This window comes from Actinomadura meridiana (assembly GCF_039537545.1).
In the GTDB taxonomy this organism is placed as follows: Bacteria; Actinomycetota; Actinomycetes; order Streptosporangiales; family Streptosporangiaceae; genus Spirillospora; species Spirillospora meridiana.
The window spans coordinates 395,033-410,724 of the sequence record NZ_BAABAS010000015.1; the positions used below are offsets into that span (position 1 = coordinate 395,033).

At 66.5% G+C, this 15,692-nt stretch carries 16 protein-coding genes; 12 read left to right on the plus strand and 4 right to left on the minus strand.

Translation table 11 applies throughout. The annotated features are described in order from the left end of the window. Nucleotides 1–122: 122 nt before the first annotated feature. The 3 genes from ABD808_RS23010 (at nt 123) to ABD808_RS23020 (ending at nt 3,499) form a co-directional block, all read left to right on the plus strand. Complete coding sequence (locus ABD808_RS23010) at nt 123–572, plus strand: helix-turn-helix transcriptional regulator (RefSeq protein ID WP_344900016.1); 450 nt, start codon at nt 123–125, stop codon at nt 570–572. A gap of 5 nt (nt 573–577) precedes the next feature. Beyond that, the gene (locus ABD808_RS23015) at nt 578–991 is read left to right on the plus strand and encodes a VOC family protein (RefSeq protein ID WP_344900018.1); all 414 of its coding nucleotides are present in this window, start codon (nt 578–580) and stop codon (nt 989–991) included. 120 nt (nt 992–1,111) lie between these two features. Further along, nucleotides 1,112–3,499: an ATP-binding cassette domain-containing protein gene (locus ABD808_RS23020; RefSeq protein WP_344900020.1), complete on the plus strand. Its 2,388-nt coding sequence runs from the start codon at nt 1,112–1,114 to the stop codon at nt 3,497–3,499. A gap of 141 nt (nt 3,500–3,640) precedes the next feature. Here ABD808_RS23020 and ABD808_RS23025 read toward each other — a convergent pair whose 3' ends face one another. Both ABD808_RS23025 and ABD808_RS23030 read right to left on the minus strand, forming a co-directional pair. Next, a complete protein-coding gene (locus ABD808_RS23025) occupies nt 3,641–4,150 on the minus strand; it encodes an NUDIX hydrolase (protein WP_344900022.1) in 510 nt (169 codons plus the stop codon). A 173-nt stretch (nt 4,151–4,323) separates the two neighbouring features. Then, a complete protein-coding gene (locus tag ABD808_RS23030; RefSeq protein ID WP_344900024.1) occupies nt 4,324–5,142 on the minus strand; it encodes a protein kinase in 819 nt (272 codons plus the stop codon). Nucleotides 5,143–5,625: 483 nt separating this feature from the next. On the opposite strand from ABD808_RS23030, the gene ABD808_RS23035 reads away from it, so the two are divergent. The 9 genes from ABD808_RS23035 (at nt 5,626) to ABD808_RS23075 (ending at nt 14,630) form a co-directional block, all read left to right on the plus strand. Then, a complete protein-coding gene (locus tag ABD808_RS23035) occupies nt 5,626–5,922 on the plus strand; it encodes a hypothetical protein (RefSeq protein ID WP_344900026.1) in 297 nt (98 codons plus the stop codon). Continuing rightward, on the plus strand, nt 5,870–6,400 hold the full coding sequence (locus tag ABD808_RS23040) for a DUF6879 family protein (RefSeq protein WP_344900028.1): 531 nt from the start codon (nt 5,870–5,872) through the stop codon (nt 6,398–6,400). Before ABD808_RS23035 ends, ABD808_RS23040 begins: the two co-directional genes overlap by 53 nt. Nucleotides 6,401–6,407: 7 nt before the next feature. Next, a complete protein-coding gene (locus tag ABD808_RS23045; protein WP_344900030.1) occupies nt 6,408–7,283 on the plus strand; it encodes a helix-turn-helix domain-containing protein in 876 nt (291 codons plus the stop codon). 447 nt (nt 7,284–7,730) lie between these two features. After that, complete coding sequence (fxlM, locus tag ABD808_RS23050) at nt 7,731–8,981, plus strand: methyltransferase, FxLD system (protein WP_344900032.1); 1,251 nt, start codon at nt 7,731–7,733, stop codon at nt 8,979–8,981. Between the two features lie 18 nt (nt 8,982–8,999). Continuing rightward, complete coding sequence (gene fxlA / locus ABD808_RS23055) at nt 9,000–9,173, plus strand: FxLD family lanthipeptide (protein ID WP_344900034.1); 174 nt, start codon at nt 9,000–9,002, stop codon at nt 9,171–9,173. Nucleotides 9,174–9,257: 84 nt separating this feature from the next. Next, on the plus strand, nt 9,258–12,008 hold the full coding sequence (locus tag ABD808_RS23060; protein ID WP_344900036.1) for a lantibiotic dehydratase: 2,751 nt from the start codon (nt 9,258–9,260) through the stop codon (nt 12,006–12,008). Then, nucleotides 12,005–13,099 (plus strand): lanthionine synthetase C family protein, encoded by a 1,095-nt coding sequence (locus ABD808_RS23065; RefSeq protein ID WP_344900038.1) that lies wholly within the window; start codon nt 12,005–12,007, stop codon nt 13,097–13,099. Before ABD808_RS23060 ends, ABD808_RS23065 begins: the two co-directional genes overlap by 4 nt. Nucleotide 13,100: 1 nt before the next feature. Next, complete coding sequence (locus tag ABD808_RS23070) at nt 13,101–13,865, plus strand: thiopeptide-type bacteriocin biosynthesis protein (protein WP_344900040.1); 765 nt, start codon at nt 13,101–13,103, stop codon at nt 13,863–13,865. A gap of 129 nt (nt 13,866–13,994) precedes the next feature. Beyond that, nucleotides 13,995–14,630: a Scr1 family TA system antitoxin-like transcriptional regulator gene (locus ABD808_RS23075; RefSeq protein ID WP_344900042.1), complete on the plus strand. Its 636-nt coding sequence runs from the start codon at nt 13,995–13,997 to the stop codon at nt 14,628–14,630. Here the strand turns inward: ABD808_RS23075 and ABD808_RS23080 are convergent. Beyond that, nucleotides 14,617–14,802: a DUF397 domain-containing protein gene (locus ABD808_RS23080; protein WP_344900044.1), complete on the minus strand. Its 186-nt coding sequence runs from the start codon at nt 14,800–14,802 to the stop codon at nt 14,617–14,619. The two genes, ABD808_RS23075 and ABD808_RS23080, sit on opposite strands and share 14 nt — an antisense overlap. Then, nucleotides 14,793–15,599 carry a helix-turn-helix domain-containing protein gene (locus ABD808_RS23085; RefSeq protein ID WP_344900046.1) on the minus strand — a complete coding sequence of 269 codons (807 nt, stop codon included), beginning with the start codon at nt 15,597–15,599 and terminating at the stop codon, nt 14,793–14,795. Before ABD808_RS23085 ends, ABD808_RS23080 begins: the two co-directional genes overlap by 10 nt. Nucleotides 15,600–15,692 lie beyond the last annotated feature (93 nt).

Sequence of the window (15,692 nt, forward strand, 5' to 3'; positions counted from 1 at the left end):
CGGGCAATGACCGATGGCGTCCCGTCGAAATGCGGACGGCCGCCGCTATCGGCGCCGCCGCACATCCCCGCCCGCCGCGTGGGGCTCCCGTGCATACCGGGGCACAACGTACAATTGGGCACGTGGCCAGCAGAACCGCCCCGGCACAGCACCTGCGCGACCTCGCGCTGCTGCGCCGTGTCCGCGACCGGATCGACCGGGAGTACGCGCAGCCGCTGGACGTGGAGGCGCTCGCCCGGAGCGTGAACATATCCGCCGGGCACCTCAGCCGCCAGTTCCGACTCGCGTACGGAGAGTCACCGTACTCCTACCTGATGACGCGGCGCATCGAGCGCGCGATGGCGCTGCTGCGCCGCGGCGACCTCAGCGTCACCGACGTCTGCTTCGCGGTCGGCTGCTCGTCGCTCGGCACGTTCAGCACCCGCTTCACCGAGCTGGTCGGCGTCCCGCCGAGCGTCTACCGCCGCGAGTACGCGCAGGAGACGCAGGGCCTTCCGCCGTGCGTGGCCAAGCGCGTGACCAGACCGGTCAGGAATCGAGAAGCGCAGGTCACCGAGCCGCAACTAGCGTGAAACCCATGGACATCAGCATTCATCAGACCTTCCTTCCGCACTCCGACCCGGAGGCGTCGCTGGCCTTCTACCGCGACACCCTCGGCTTCGAGGTCCGCAACGACGTCGGCTACGGCGGCATGCGCTGGATCACGGTCGGCCCGGCCGGTCAGCCCGGCACGTCCATCGTCCTGGAGCCGCCGGTCGTCGAGGGCTGCGGCATCACCGAGGACGAGGGGCGCACGATCACCGAGATGATGGCGAAGGGCACCTACGCGGGCATCAACCTGGCCACCGCCGACGTCGACGACACGTTCGCGAAGCTGGAGGCGGGCGGGGCCGAGGTCGTCCAGGAGCCGACCGACCAGCCCTACGGCGTCCGCGACTGCGCCTTCCGCGATCCCGCGGGTAACCTGCTCCGCATTCAGCAGCGGTCCTGAGCCGCCCGCCGTTCACCGACTTCACCGACTTCACCGACCGATCCACAGACAGGCACCACGAGAGAGGCCGCCACAGGGGCCCGGTGGCGGCCTCCGTCGCGCGCGAAAGATGGAGACACGATGAGCGAGACCAGGGGGACGGACGCGCCCGAGGGGCACGTCGCCGACAGCCACGACGTGATCCGCGTGCACGGCGCGCGCGTGAACAACCTCAAGGACGTCAGCGTCGAGATACCGAAGCGGCGACTGACGGTGTTCACCGGAGTCTCCGGCTCGGGCAAGAGCTCGCTGGTGTTCGGTACGATCGCCGCCGAGTCCCAGCGGATGATCAACGAGACGTACAGCGCGTTCGTGCAGAGCTTCATGCCGTCGCAGGCGCGTCCCGAGGTGGACGTCCTGGACGGGCTGACCACCGCGATCATCGTCGACCAGGAGCGGATGGGCGCCGACCCGCGCTCCACGGTCGGCACCGCCACCGACGCCAACGCGATGCTGCGGATCCTGTTCAGCAGGCTCGGGCAGCCGCACATCGGGTCGTCCCGCGCCTTCTCCTTCAACGTCGCCTCGATCAGCGGCGCGGGCGCGGTCAAGATCGAGCGGGCCGGACGGACCATCAAGGAGCGCCGCAGCTTCAACATCGTCGGCGGCATGTGCCAGCGCTGCGAGGGCCGTGGCTCGGTCACCGACATCGACCTCACCCAGCTCTACGACGACTCCAAGTCGCTCTCCGAGGGCGCGTTCACCATCCCCGGCTGGAAGTCCGACAGCTTCTGGACGGTCCGCGTCTACGCCGAGTCGGGTTTCGTCGACCCGAACAAGCCGATCCGCGAGTTCACCAAGAGGGAGATGAACGACTTCCTCTACAAGGAGCCGACCAAGGTCAAGGTGGAGGGCGTCAACCTCACCTACGAGGGCCTGATCCCCAAGATCCAGAAGTCGATGCTGTCCAAGGACCGGGAGGCGATGCAGCCGCACATCCGGGCGTTCGTCGACCGCGCGGTCACGTTCACGACCTGCCCCGAGTGCGACGGCACCCGGCTCACCGAGCTGGCCCGCTCGTCGAAGATCAACGGCATCAGCATCGCCGACGCCTGCGCGATGCAGCTCAGCGACCTCGCCGACTGGGTGCGCGGCATCGAAGACTCCTCGGTGGCCCCCCTCCTCGGCAAGCTCCAACACACCGTTGACTCGTTCGTCGAGATAGGGCTCGGCTACTTGTCGCTGGACCGTCCGTCCGGAACCCTGTCGGGCGGCGAGGCGCAGCGCACCAAGATGATCCGCCACCTCGGCTCCTCGCTCACCGACGTCACCTACGTCTTCGACGAGCCCACCACCGGCCTGCACCCCCACGACATCCAACGGATGAACGACCTGCTCCTACGCCTACGGGACAAGGGCAACACGGTCCTCGTCGTGGAGCACGAGCCGGAGACGATCGCGATCGCCGACCACGTCGTCGACCTCGGCCCCGGCGCCGGAACGGCAGGCGGCGCGATCTGCTACGAAGGCACCATCGACGGCCTCCGCACCGCCGACACCGTCACCGGCCGCCACCTCGACGACCGCGCCGCCCTCAAGACCGAACTCCGCAAGCCGACCGGGACGCTGGAGATCCGGGGCGCCAACACCCACAACCTCCAGGACGTGGACGTCGACGTCCCGCTCGGCGTCCTCTGCGTCGTAACCGGCGTCGCCGGATCAGGCAAAAGCTCCCTCCTCCACGGCTCAGTGCCCCCAAGCGAAGGCGTCGTCTCCGTCGACCAGACGCCCATCCGCGGTTCGCGGCGCAGCAACCCAGCGACCTACACCGGCCTCCTCGACCCGATCCGCAAGGCGTTCGCGAAGGCCAACGACGTCAAGCCGGGCCTGTTCAGCGCCAACTCCGACGGCGCCTGCCCCAACTGCAACGGCGCGGGCGTCGTCTACACCGACCTGGCGATGATGGCGGGCGTCGCCACCACCTGCGACGTCTGCGACGGCAAGCGATTCCAGGCCTCAGTGCTCGACTACCACTTCGGCGGCCGAGACATCAGCGAGGTCCTGGCGATGCCCGTCGCCGAGGCCGCCGACTTCTTCGGCTCCGGCGACGCGCGCACCCCCGCCGCCCACAAGATCCTCCAGCGCCTCACCGACGTAGGCCTCGGCTACCTAACCCTGGGCCAGCCCCTGACCACCCTGTCCGGCGGCGAACGCCAACGCCTCAAGCTCGCCACCCACATGGGAGACAAGGGCGGCGTCTACATCCTGGACGAGCCCACCACGGGCCTGCACCTAGCCGACGTCGAACAACTCCTCGGCCTCCTAGACCGACTCGTAGACGCGGGCAAATCAGTCATCGTCATCGAACACCACCAGGCCGTCATGGCCCACGCCGACTGGATCATCGACATCGGCCCCGGCGCCGGCCACGACGGCGGCCGCGTCGTCTTCGAAGGCACCCCTGCCGCCCTGGTCACCGCCCGCTCCACCCTCACCGCCCAACACCTCGCGTCCTACGTCAACGCCTGACCGCCTCCCGGGGGACGGGCCGCGCCTGCCAGTCTCGACGACTGAACGGCGACGGCCCGTCCTGTCAGCTCATCTGTCGCAGGGCCGTACGCCAGACGAGGCCGTGTGACCGCGTGTCCGCGCGGGTCGGGCAACACCGGCTCAGGCGCGTTCGCTCACGATCGGGTAGTTGCGCAGCGCGAACCGGGCCAAGGATCGGACCTGCTCGAAAGTCGGCAGGTCGTCCAGATCGGCGAGGGTGAACCACCTGGTGTCGTGGACCTCTTCGAGCTGGGCCTGTAGTTGGTCGTCACCCACCCGGCGGACGTAGAAGAACTGGACGATCGCCGGGACGCGGAAGCCCTCGCGTTCGGTGTCCACATAGAACGGGACCGGTTCTGGGGTGGCGTTGTCGTCGGGCGGGTGGATGACCGGCTGCGCGGACAGCGCCTCGACCAGCAGCCCGGTCTCTTCCTTGAACTCGCGGACGGCGGTTTCGGCGAACGTCTCGCCCGGCTCGATGTGTCCGCCGGGCGGTACCCACTTGCCGAACCGGTTGTGATGCACGAGCAGGACCTGGCCCTGCTCGACCAGATAGCCCGAGCAGATGAGAACGAAGCCGGTGTCCTTGGTCACCTCGTCGTCCTGAATGAGGATCGAACGTCGTACCACCCGGCCCACGATAGCCGACCCGGCCATGATCAATTCGGCGGGTCACGGCTCCCGGCGGGCACCCGATGACATGTCATCGCCGCGATGGTGACAGGTCATCGGTCATGACATCGAACTGTCAGCCGGAAACCGTCATCCGGCGGCCGATGGTGAACGCATGGACGCCCAGGTAGCTAGCCGAGACCTCTGTGAGCCGTCCATTCATGCGCGGCCCCGGCCATCGTCTTCATCCACCGCCGGTCGGGGGCGCGACCCGACAAGTCATCCCACATGCGTTGGTTTGCCAGAGCGAAGGCATCGATTGCCTCCGGGTCGGCATCAACCCATGACACACATCCGGCCGCCCACGACTCGGCCGAGTCCGCGGTGTGGCCTTCGGCGATCAACTGGACTGCGAAGAGAGCAGGCTCGATGAAGGCAGCGCCACGGGTAGGCCACGCCCAGTCCACCACCCACAGCGCGTCCCCGACCATCAGGTTGAAGATGTTGATGTCAGCGTGGAGCAGCGCGTCACCCCGAAAGTGCTCCAAGTCCTGAGGATTGGCGTAGCTGTCCCAGCGGGTTTCTGTCCAGTCGAGAGCGATTTCGGGCAAGGGAAGGTCCGCGATCTGGTTGAGAGCGTCGACGATGCCCGGGAGTTCTGGCGAGTTCCGCCCGAAGTCCGCTGGACGCCCCTCCACGACCTCGAACCCGAGCGCGATCCAGTCGTCGTCTTGCGTGTGCCAGAGCAGGGAAGGAGAGAGCGGGCGAACGTGCGGGTTGATCAGTCGTTCCCGGACCAGGGAGTCTCGGCGTCCGCCTGGCTTGTTGCGCACCGCCTTGATGAAGAACGGTCCTGCCTCGCACTCCACCAGGGCCGTCAGGTCCGACATGGTCCCCAGCTCTGACGGCCGAACGTGGCCTACATCGCCGGTGTACTGGCGGATGAGAGACGCGAACTCTGGCCCGGGAAGGCTCATGGGAGATCTGTCCTTCAGGTCCTCGGGCTGCACCCGCTGCTGGAGTGTCCAGGACTGCACTCCCCGTCGGGGTCGCAGTCGAGGGACCTGGGCGCGGCATGGATGGATGCGTTGGCCTCGGTCATGGCGGCGCCGAGGAGGATATCGGCCAGGTTGCCGTCCCGGACGTTGCCGATGCGCCCCTGACATCGTCCCTACAGCCTGGCTGCGGCTGTGCAGCCGGGATTCATGTGGATCTGGCCAAGTGCCGACCGGCGACCGCGCGAAAGCCTTGGTGGAACTTCGGGTTGCCAAACGAATCGCACCCTAGCTTGAACAAAACCATCCGGTCGCGCGGGCGACACTATGATTTCTCGTCTATGCCGAGCAGGTGAGCCTGCGGGAGGCGCCACAAAGTATATCGCAGCGATGCCACCTCGACTGACCTGGGAGTATTCTTCTGATTCATGCCGATCAACCCAACGGTCTCTTACACTGAGCCCTGGAACAGGACGTCACATGTGAAGGTGCAATCTCATGCAATCACCTGTCGCTGGGGACCACATCGTCGTTAGCTTCTACGTCAAAGACCCTGACTCGTCGGGCGACAAGATGTGTGAGACCTTCTACGCCACAGATCGTGACTCCTGGGTCGTGCAGGGGAAGCGACACGGTGCGGAGGTCGCTGCACAGCTCGTCGCGCTCGGCGACGACGAGACGTTCTGCGAGTTGTCCAACCGGACTATCGGCCACTTTGTCCGAAAGTACGTGAAGGAGCGCTATGGAGTCGATCTCGACGGAGCGATGGTCGAACCTGATCGACAAGGCCCGTGATGTGCTCAAGATCGAGCTGCGGGACTACTACGGCACTGATGCTGCGTTGTTTGACAACTGGCGGTCCGGCAACCTGGACGCTGTAACCGCTCACTATCGTCGCTGGTTTGAGTATTTCACGACCGCATACGTAGAAGCTGGTCGATCCTTCAGTCGAGTGAGAGTGGTTTCCGAGCCTCTATCGGACTACCAGCGCATGGCCGTCATCCACAGCGGGGTCACGGTAGATGCTGGTGAGAGACTGCGGTGGCTGCCGCGTCGTCTGGTGTCCGCAGAGGCCCTGCCTGGCAACGACTGCTTGATACTTGACGGCAGCGCGGTGGTCTTCAACGTGTTGGACGCGGACGCGGGCGAGCTCGTGGAGGTGCAATACTCCACTGAGCCTGACGTAGTGAAGTTCTGCGAAGATGCCTTCGATCGGTCGTGGAACCTTGCGGTTCCGCATCACGAGTACAGCGCCAAGACGATCCCCGCTTGAGTCCTTGGTGTCGGATCGGCAAGCGTCTGAGGCTGCCAAGCAGGCGCTCGGCGTTCGACTTCGAGATCTACGTCTGGACGTCGGACTGTCTGCGTTGGCCCTGGCCGCCAAAACCGGCTTCTCGACGTCGAAAATCTCCCGAAGTGAGAGCGGCAAGACACGGCTGTCCGAAGCCGACATTCACAAATGGGTGCTCGCGTGCAGCGCTGAAGACAAGCTTTCAGAACTGATCGCTGCGAGTCGCGAAGTCGATTCGATGTGGCTGGAATACCGGCGGCGGATTAAGCTAGGACAGGCGGCGATCCAGGCGCAGGGACGCTCCGCGTTCGATGGTGTAAAGTTGGCACGTATTTACGAAGCGCTCCATATCCCTGGCATCCTACAGACATTCGAGTACGCCCGAACCCAGCGCCTGATCTGGGCGCGATTGCATGGCCTTCCGGTCCACGACGTGGATATTGCAGCTCGCAACAGGATGACCATGCAGCCCCTCGTCACCGAGGGTGGCGGTCCGGCCTTTTCGTTCGTGCTTGAGGCGACCGTACTGTATAACGTGATCGGTGGATTCGACATCATGGCTGAACAGTTCGATTTCCTCAGCAGCTTGGTCGAAGCGGGTCCACGTAGACCACACGTTGCGGTCGGAATTATCCCCCTTGGTGCGACTCGGGAGCTATTTCCCGGCGAGGGATTCTACCTGTTCGACGACCGCAAGGTATGGCAAGAGTTCTGGTCCGGCGCTTTTCAGACTGGGCAGCCTGCCGATTTGTCATATTTTGGGAAGATCTTTGAGTGTCAGCGGCGCCCCGCCGTCTATGGAAGCGCCGCGCAGCGGGAGATCCAGGCCGCGAAGAATTTCGTGCAAGGTCGTGCAACGTCCTAGCCGTCGCGGTGACCCCCGTGTCAGTGTCAGGTGACATGTAGTTCGCCTTCGTAGGGAACTGCCGCTCACCGAACTCTGGGGTCACTCGTGATCTTCTCCGTTCTTTCTTCGACCGATCATCCGGATCATTTGCATGCCTTCAGCTCTTCTCCCGGAAGGGCTCGGAGACTCTGATCGCCTCGCAGAATCCAGAGCGGGTTGAGGGCCGAATGGCGATCGCGCAGGCGGCTTCCTGGCGCGCAAATGGTGCTCCGTGCAGCCTGGCATTGCGTCATCCCTGGCAGGCAGGAGCCTTTCTTGGGCACGACGATCTTCATCAGGCAAGGCGACACGCGGATGAATCCGACTCAAAGAACAGGGCGGCCGACCGGCCCGACGACTGGGCAGCATGACGACAGTAGGCCAACGAAACGCGGTGGCCTGTACAAAGCTGGAAGTGAGCAAAGTATGAGCATAGACACCGCGACGACTAGTTCTGAGGAGCTGCGCAACGCGCTCGTGGACAAGATCATCAAGGTGTTCGGTCGACGGGGAATCGTCGTTCGTCCCGATGTCGAGTGTGCGCTGCGCACGGTCCCCCGAGAGCTCTTCACTCCGGGCATCCCGGTGGAGGAAGCCTACGCTGACACGGCGATCATCACCCGGCGCAGCGAGGACGGGGTGAACCTCTCGTCGATCTCGGCGCCGAATATGATCGCCGAGATGCTCGGGCAGTCCGCGGACGCGCTCGGTGAACTGACCGGACGTCACGTCCTCGAAATCGGGAGCGGCGGCTACAACGCGGCCCTGTTGCGCGAGCTGGTCGGCCCGGCGGGTTCGGTGACCACTGTCGACATCGACCCGGACGTCACCGACCGGGCGCGCGCCTGTCTGGACACGGCTGGGTACAACGACGTGACCGTCGTCTGCACCGACGCGGAGTTCGAGATCGAGCCGTGCCGCTCCTACGACCTGATCATCGTGACGGTCGGTTCCTGGGACATTCCTCCCGCGTGGATCAGCCAACTCGCCGACAGCGGGGTCCTCGTCGTCCCGCTGCGGACTCTGGGCATGACCCGTAGCTGGGCGCTGCGCAAGTCCGGCGACCATCTTGTGAGCAGCAGCACCCTCTTGTGTGGGTTCGTCCCGATGCAGGGTGCGGGCGAGAACACCAGCCGTGCTGTCCCGCTGGCCGACGGCGTGAATCTTTGGCTCGATGAGAAGGACGGCACTGTCGGTCATGTCGACGGGGACGTGCTCGGAGGTGTGCTGGACACCGATCGGGCCGAGTCGTGGTCGCAGGTGTTCATCAAAGCGTGGAGGCCGGTCCCTGACCTGGTTCTTTGGCTCGCGGCCAGCATCCCGGGTTTCGCGCTGCTGATCGCCTCACAGGCCGCCGTCGACAGTGGGCTGGTCAAGCCGGATCGCCGCTTCGGAGAGGCCGCGTTCGTCGACGGACCGACCTTCTGTTACCAGGCGAGCGTTCGTCCCAACGAGGGAAAGACCTTCTTCGAGCTCGGCGCCTACGCCCACGGGCCGGACGCCTCCGCCGCCACCACCCGGATGACGGACCAGATCCGGGCATGGGACGCGGCGGGCCGCCCGGCCCCGACCCTGCACGTCCACCCGGCCGGGACTTCTGACAACGATCTTCCGGACGGCCTGGTGGTCGACAAGAGGCACAGCCGCCTCGTCATCACCTTCTCAACCCTCGAGTAGCACGAAAGGAACGCCCCGATGGACGCCAATGCCGACACGTCCGCTCCCGACGCCGAGTTCCGCACGGACGACTTTCTGCTCAATGTCCGGCTCGTCAGCAACGGACCCGATCCCTGGGTGATCGGTGCCGACACCTCCGACAACTGCGGTAGCGGGAACACCAGTAGCAGCGCCTGCACCACCAACTGCTGACGATCTACGCCGGTCGCGGCCCGGCCCTGGTATCCGGGGTCGGGTCACGAGCCGGTTCGGACTCCCCAGAGGATGAGCGTGAGCATGTACGAGGCTGTTGACGCGGCCCTGATCAGGGCGACGACGGTACCTGCGGGTCTGGAGCTGCCGGGCTGGCCGGATCTGACTCGCGACGACCCCGCCGGGTGGCGGGCCTGGACGCGCCAGGTGTGGGCACTGGCCGGGTTCGCTGACGCGGTACGAGATGCCGCCCCGGACCTCGCCTCTCAGGTTGATCGGCACCTGAACGGGTCGTCGCTTGGGGGAGTCCAGCAGGTACGACGGTTGCGGCGGGTTGTGGAGGCACTGACGCGCTACCTGCTGCGGTGGACGACGAGAGCGACACCGTACGGCAGGTTGGCCGGTATCGCGCCGATCAGGTTCGGGTCGGCTACGGTCGTGCGTTCGGGCGGGGATCACCGCGTCGTGCACCGGCCAAGTGGGCTGGTCATCGAGCGGCACGTCGACGAGGTGGAGCGGCGTCCCGATCTCTTGCGCCGCGTTCTGGTCATGGCCAATCCGCTTGGATACGCACGGGGCCGGGTGTGGGTCGTGCCGGGCGCGTCCGACATCGAGATCGACCTGACCGGACCAGTCCGGCTCGCCGTCGATGCGGCCCAGCTTCCGATCCTGTTCGCCGACCTGGCCGCCAAGCTCGCGGCCGAGGCGCCGTCCGTCGCTCCACCTGTGATCGACGACCTGTTGGTGGGGCTGTTGTCGCACCGTGCCCTGGTCTCGGCGGCTCGGCCCGCGATGACGGTGACTGACCCGGCCGCCCATCTCGCTCGCCACACCCTCCCCGTCCCGGGTGGCGGGGGTACGAGCGACGTGCGGGTCGATGGCGCGCTGACGCTGCCGCCCGCAGTACTGCGTGAAGCCGAACGCGCCGCCACCGCACTCGCCCGCGTCGCACCGCCGATGCCGGTATGGGACGACTACCACCGGGCGTTCCTCGATCGGTACGGTCCGGGCGCGGCAGTGCCGATCCGGGAGCTCGTCGGTGCCACCGGGCTGGGGTTTCCCGCTGGATATCGCGGCTCGCGACGACGAATCCCGGACACGCTCACGCCCCGCGACGTAATGCTCGCACGGCTCGCCCAGCAGGCCGCTCTCGACGGCGGCACGGTCGTGGACCTCGATGACGACCTGTCCCGCCGCCTCGCCCAGGAACCCTGCCGCGAATCCGCCCCGCACACCGAACTGCGGTTCCATCTGGCCGCCGCATCCAGGACGGACGTGAACGGCGGCCGGTTCACGCTCACCGTCGTCAGCGGCGCCCGTCACGCGGGGGCGTCCATCGGACGGTTCCTCTACCTGCTCGATGACGCAGACCTCGGCAAGTTCCGCACGACCTACCGGAACCTGCCGACGACGATGCCCGGCGCGTTGACCGTCCAGCTGTCGGGGCCGCCGCTGATGTCGGCGATGACCAGTGCGGCCCGCGTACCCGAGCTCCTGTCCGAGCTGCTACCGGTCGGCGAGTTCGGGGATCATGCGGTTTCCCTGGACGACCTGGCGGTGACCGGTGACGCGCGCCGCTTGTGGCTGGTGTCGCTGTCGCGTGGGTTCAGGGCGGTCGAACCACTGCTCTTCAACGCCGTCGACCTGCCCGTCGGGCAACAGCCGCTCCTACGGTTCTTAACCGAGATTCCGTTCGCCTGGTCAGCGCCCTGTTGCCCGTTCACCTGGGGAAACGTCGCTGGCGAGCTGCCGTTCCTGCCTGCGATCCGGCACGGCCGCTCGATCCTGAGTCCCGCCCGCTGGACGGTCGCCGCCACTGTTCTTCCCGGCCGCGACGCCTCCTGGAGCACCTGGCGGCACGCATGGGACCAACTGTCCGCCGCGCGGCGGATACCGGACGCGGCGCTGCTCGGTGAGAGCGACGTCCGTGTTCGTCTTGACCTCGCCGAGCCCGCCCATCTGGCGCTCCTGCGCAGCCACCTCACCCGGAACCCGAGAGCGACGCTCACGCAGGCTCCCGGCAACGCTGGCTGGATCGACGGCCGGGCCCACGAGATCGTCCTCACCCTCACCCGACGGCCCGTGACGTCGCTGCTCCGGAGGCTCCGGCCCGTCCGCCTCACCGGTACCGTTCACCGGCCTGGCCGGTCGTCCTGGTTGTCCGTCCACCTGCACGGCCGCACCGATGGCATCCTCACCCGGCTGGACGGCCTGGTCGACGATGTCGACGGCTGGTGGTTCATCCGACACCCCACGCCGGGCCACGGTGGTCAGCATCTCCGGCTCAGGATTCCGCTCACCGAACCAGGCGCCTTCGCCGACGCCGCCGCGCGCCTCGCCGACTGGGCCTCCGCCCTCCACGACGACGGGGTCCTCTTCGACTACACGATCACCACTTACCGGCCCGAAGCACGTTTCGGCTCCGAGCCGACCCTGGCTGCCGCCCACCGGGTGTTCGCCGCCGACTCCAACGCCGTCCTCACCCTCTTGGCAGCCGAGCAGGATCTGTCCACCCGCACCGCCGCCGGAATGCTCACCATCGCCGATGGTTTCACCCTCGGAAACGGGGAGCGGTGGCTCATCGACCACGTTGACCATCGCGGTGGCCCGCCGCTCCGCGGCCGACTGCCCGCCACCCGTCCAAGCGACGAGCGTCTGCGCGGGGCTCTCACCGACTACCGGGCCGCGATCGACCGTGACGGCTTGGACCCGGACCAGGCCCTCGCCGATCTCCTTCACCTCCACCATGCCCGCGCCATCGGCGTCGATCTGGACTCCGAGCGGTACTGCCTGCGCCTGGCCCGCGCCGCCGCCCGCGGCCGGAGTTTCGCGTGAGGCCCGGCCAGTCGCTGTCCGGCGGCGCCGCCGGAACCGCGCTCCTGCACATCGAACGCGCCCGCACCGACCCCGCCGTCTGGGCAAACGTGGCGGCCACGCTCACCGAGGCGGTCGCCGACGGGGTCACCACCGCACCGGTGGCGAGCCTGTACTACGGCGCCCCGGCCCTGTCGTTCGTCCTGCACGCCGCCGACGGGCTAGCGGGCATCGATGAGGCGACCGCGACCGTCGACGCGGGTACCGCTGCCGTGACGCGCCACCGACTCGACACCGCACACCGCCGCATCGACCGCCGCGAGCAGCCCCAACTCGCCGAATATGACCTCATCGGTGGACTGACCGGCATCGGTGTCGCCTTACGACGCAGCGGCAACACCGGCGTGCTCCGCGACGTCCTCACCTACCTCGTACGGCTCACCGAACCCATCGGGGGACTCCCCGGCTGGTGGTGCCCCGCCGGTCCGAACCGCACTCGCCCCGGCCCACCCGGCGGTCACTCCAACCAAGGGGCCGCCCACGGCATCACCGGACCTCTCGCCTTCCTGGCGGTCACGCTGATCGACGGCGTCCACGTTCCCGGACACATCGACGCGATCACCCGCATCACCCGATGGCTGGACGCCTGGGAGCAGCGCACCGGCGACGGCGGGTCCTGGTGGCCGGAGATCGTCACGCTCGACGACCTTCGCGCCGGGCGACCGTCCCAGACGGAGCCGCTACGTCCGTCATGGTGTTATGGAACCCCCGGTATCACTCGCGCCCGGCAACTCGCCGCCCGGGCCCTGGGCGACACCGCCCGCCAACAACACGCCGAAGCCGCGTTCACCGCTTGTGTCACCGACTCTCAGCAGGTCGCCCGGCTGACCGACCGAAGCCTGTGCCACGGCACCGCCGGACTCCTGGCCACCGGCCGCCGGATCGCCGCCGACGCCCTCACTCCGATCCCCATCACGCCACTTCTGCACCGGCACCAAGGCCGCGCGACCCCGGCCGACGAACCGTCCGGGTTTCTCGAAGGTTCGTCCGGCGCCACCCTCGCCACAGCCGGAACCCTGACGTCATGGGACGCCTGCCTGCTCATCGTCTGAAATGGACATCCCAGTGGTGAACGACCTTTGGACGCAGGTGAACATCACCTATCCCGGCCACGACCCGCGCGAACGCGAACACCGCGCGGTTGATCACCTCGGCCGTATCCTCCCCGCCGCCGAGAACGACGGACTCATCACCGCGTGGTGGTTCGTCCGCAAAGGCGCTTGGCGTATCCGCTACCTCCTGGCCGATGGTCACAACACCGACCCGATCCACCCGGTCATCACGAACGGCTTGACCTGGACCCGCGATATCTACGAGCCGGAAACACCCGCCTTCGGCGGCCCCACCAGCATGAACGCCGCGCACACCCTGTTCTACGCTGACAGCCGCCACTTGCTCAAGTTCCTCGCCGCCCCAGCGGACCGGCGCGAACGATCCCTCGTTCTGTCCGCAGCATTGATGCGCGCCGCCGGACTGGACATCAACGAGCAAGGCGACGTCTGGGCACGCCTCGCCGAGCAACGTGCACCGTTCCTGAACACCCTCCCGGACGACACCACCTGGCGATCCTTCACACGCGACATCCACAGCCTCATCACCGGCACCCCCAGCGCGGACTTCATGGATGGTCACTGGCTCGCCGCGTTCACCGACGCCGGGCAGACGCTACGAACCGTCCGAGAACAAGGTGGACTCACACGCGGAGTACGTGCGGTCGTCATTCTCCACGTGATCTTCCACTGGAACCGGATCGGGCTCACCGCGTCGACCCAGGCGACGCTCGCGCGGGCCGCCAAGGACGCGATCCTCGGCCCATGACACCCGTAGAAGCTGAGCCTCTGGGAGAACCGCTGGCGGCGGAGGGTTCAAACCAGTCTCGACGACTGGACGGCGACGGCCCGTCCTGTCCGCACGCAATGCCGGACCGTTGGGCATGATGGCGTGACTATGCCGTCATCACCTTCATCGTCGGCTCAGGCAGCGCGGGAGCTTCTGGGCGCGAAACTCCGTGCGTTGCGGGAGGGCAGTGGTCTCTCCGGGCGGGCCTTGGCCGAGCGGGCGGGGTGGAGGGCCCCGTCGTCGGTCTCAATGATCGAGAAGGGGCAGCGGACGATCACGGCCCGGCACGTGGAGCTGTGGTGCTCGGTCTGCGGGGCGTCGGAGTCGCGGCGCAGGCAGTTGCTGGCCGAGCAGGCGGCCGTCGCGGGCATGTGGGTTCCGTACTCGCAGCTGAACCGTGGCGGGTTGGAGGCGGCGCAGAAGTCGGTCCGCCAGGTGTACGAGGAGCTCGCGGTCGCTCGGTCGTACCAGCCGAAGGTGATCCCGGGCATGGCGCAGACCGAGGCTTACACCCGGGCCGCGCTGACGGGTGTGCTCGTCGAGCAACGGGTGGAGACGCAGCATCCTGATGAGGAGGTCGAGGCCGCCGTCGCGGAACGGATGGACCGGCAACGCCTGCTCTCCCGCCCAGACGCGCGATGGTTCGTAGGAGGCCAAAGCAAGGTGGCCGACAGGTCAGGACGCAGAAACCCCCTTGTGGCCAGCGTTGGCCCAGGGGGTCCCTGCCGTTCTAGAGGTTCTTGAGGGTCTCAGCTAGGCGGCGGAAGTCCTCGCGGGTCACGAGGATGTTGCCGCCTTCTGGGTTCTTGCTGTCACGCAGCGCGACGACGCTCGGGACGCTCGCGACCTCAACGCAGTTGTCGCCCAATTCGCTGCTTCGGGAAGCCTTGCGCCATGTGACGGTGCTCAGGTCCATCTCTCGTCAATCACCCTTCTGATCAGCGCTCTCGTATCCGTTACGTTGAGCGCTCCCGCCTGGAGTGTAACGAAGGCTTCGCATGTCCGCGCCACATCTTCGGGTCTAGTCGAGGTCTCGCCCCCATATGCCTTCTGCGTGAACACCACCTGACGCTGGTCGGGCAGCGTGGCGATAGCGAACGGAGTCAGGACTCCTTGGAAGTAGGCGAACGGAGCGATCTGAATGCTGATGCGTTCGCGGTATGACAGTTCGATGAGGTATTCAAGCTGTTCATGCATGGTCTTCGGACTATCCATCTCGCGGTATAGGACGCTCTCGTCCATTACCACGGAGATAAACGGTGGCGGGGTCCTCTTGAGGAGCTCCTGCCTCCTCATCCTGCTCTTGAGGTCTTCTTCGCCCGGGAGCAGGAAGCGAGCATACGCCTCCGTCTGGAAGAGACCGTAGACACGGGATGCCTCGTACCCCCGAAGCATGCCAGCCGAAGCCTCCGCTTTGGGGAAGTTCACGAAGTGTGCCGGGTATTTGACGGTCTTGAGTCTTTCGACCAGTTCGTCCCATGCTTCGACGATCTCTCCGTTTGCGTTGAGCGCCTTGTCTACTCGCATCGCGAATTCTCTACGGCACTTGGTGCGGCCACGCTCTACGTGGCCGACGTAGGAGCGTACGACGCTGAGCTGCCGGGCGAGCTCAGCCTGGTTGATTCCGGCTGCCTCTCGCCTGCGTTTGATCTCGCTACCGAATCCGGCCAGCTCGGGGTCGATCCTCATCCTGTTTTCGCTGCTAGAAGCCATGTCGATCTTCCTCGCGTGTTGAGTGCATGACGATTTGATCGCTAGTCGGATGCGGGCACTTCTCAACTCCACCGTTATCCTACGCTTTCCTGT

Coding starts and splice junctions, on each gene's coding strand:
- ABD808_RS23015 (WP_344900018.1), top strand. CDS start 578: ATGGACATCAGCATTCATCAGACCTTCCTTCCGCACTCCGACCCGGAG.
- ABD808_RS23020 (WP_344900020.1), top strand. CDS start 1,112: ATGAGCGAGACCAGGGGGACGGACGCGCCCGAGGGGCACGTCGCCGAC.
- ABD808_RS23035 (WP_344900026.1), top strand. CDS start 5,626: ATGCAATCACCTGTCGCTGGGGACCACATCGTCGTTAGCTTCTACGTC.
- ABD808_RS23040 (WP_344900028.1), top strand. CDS start 5,870: ATGGAGTCGATCTCGACGGAGCGATGGTCGAACCTGATCGACAAGGCC.
- fxlM (WP_344900032.1), top strand. CDS start 7,731: ATGAGCATAGACACCGCGACGACTAGTTCTGAGGAGCTGCGCAACGCG.
- fxlA (WP_344900034.1), top strand. CDS start 9,000: ATGGACGCCAATGCCGACACGTCCGCTCCCGACGCCGAGTTCCGCACG.
- ABD808_RS23060 (WP_344900036.1), top strand. CDS start 9,258: ATGTACGAGGCTGTTGACGCGGCCCTGATCAGGGCGACGACGGTACCT.
- ABD808_RS23070 (WP_344900040.1), top strand. CDS start 13,101: ATGGACATCCCAGTGGTGAACGACCTTTGGACGCAGGTGAACATCACC.
- ABD808_RS23075 (WP_344900042.1), top strand. CDS start 13,995: ATGCCGTCATCACCTTCATCGTCGGCTCAGGCAGCGCGGGAGCTTCTG.
- ABD808_RS23080 (WP_344900044.1), bottom strand. CDS start 14,802: ATGGACCTGAGCACCGTCACATGGCGCAAGGCTTCCCGAAGCAGCGAA.
- ABD808_RS23085 (WP_344900046.1), bottom strand. CDS start 15,599: ATGGCTTCTAGCAGCGAAAACAGGATGAGGATCGACCCCGAGCTGGCC.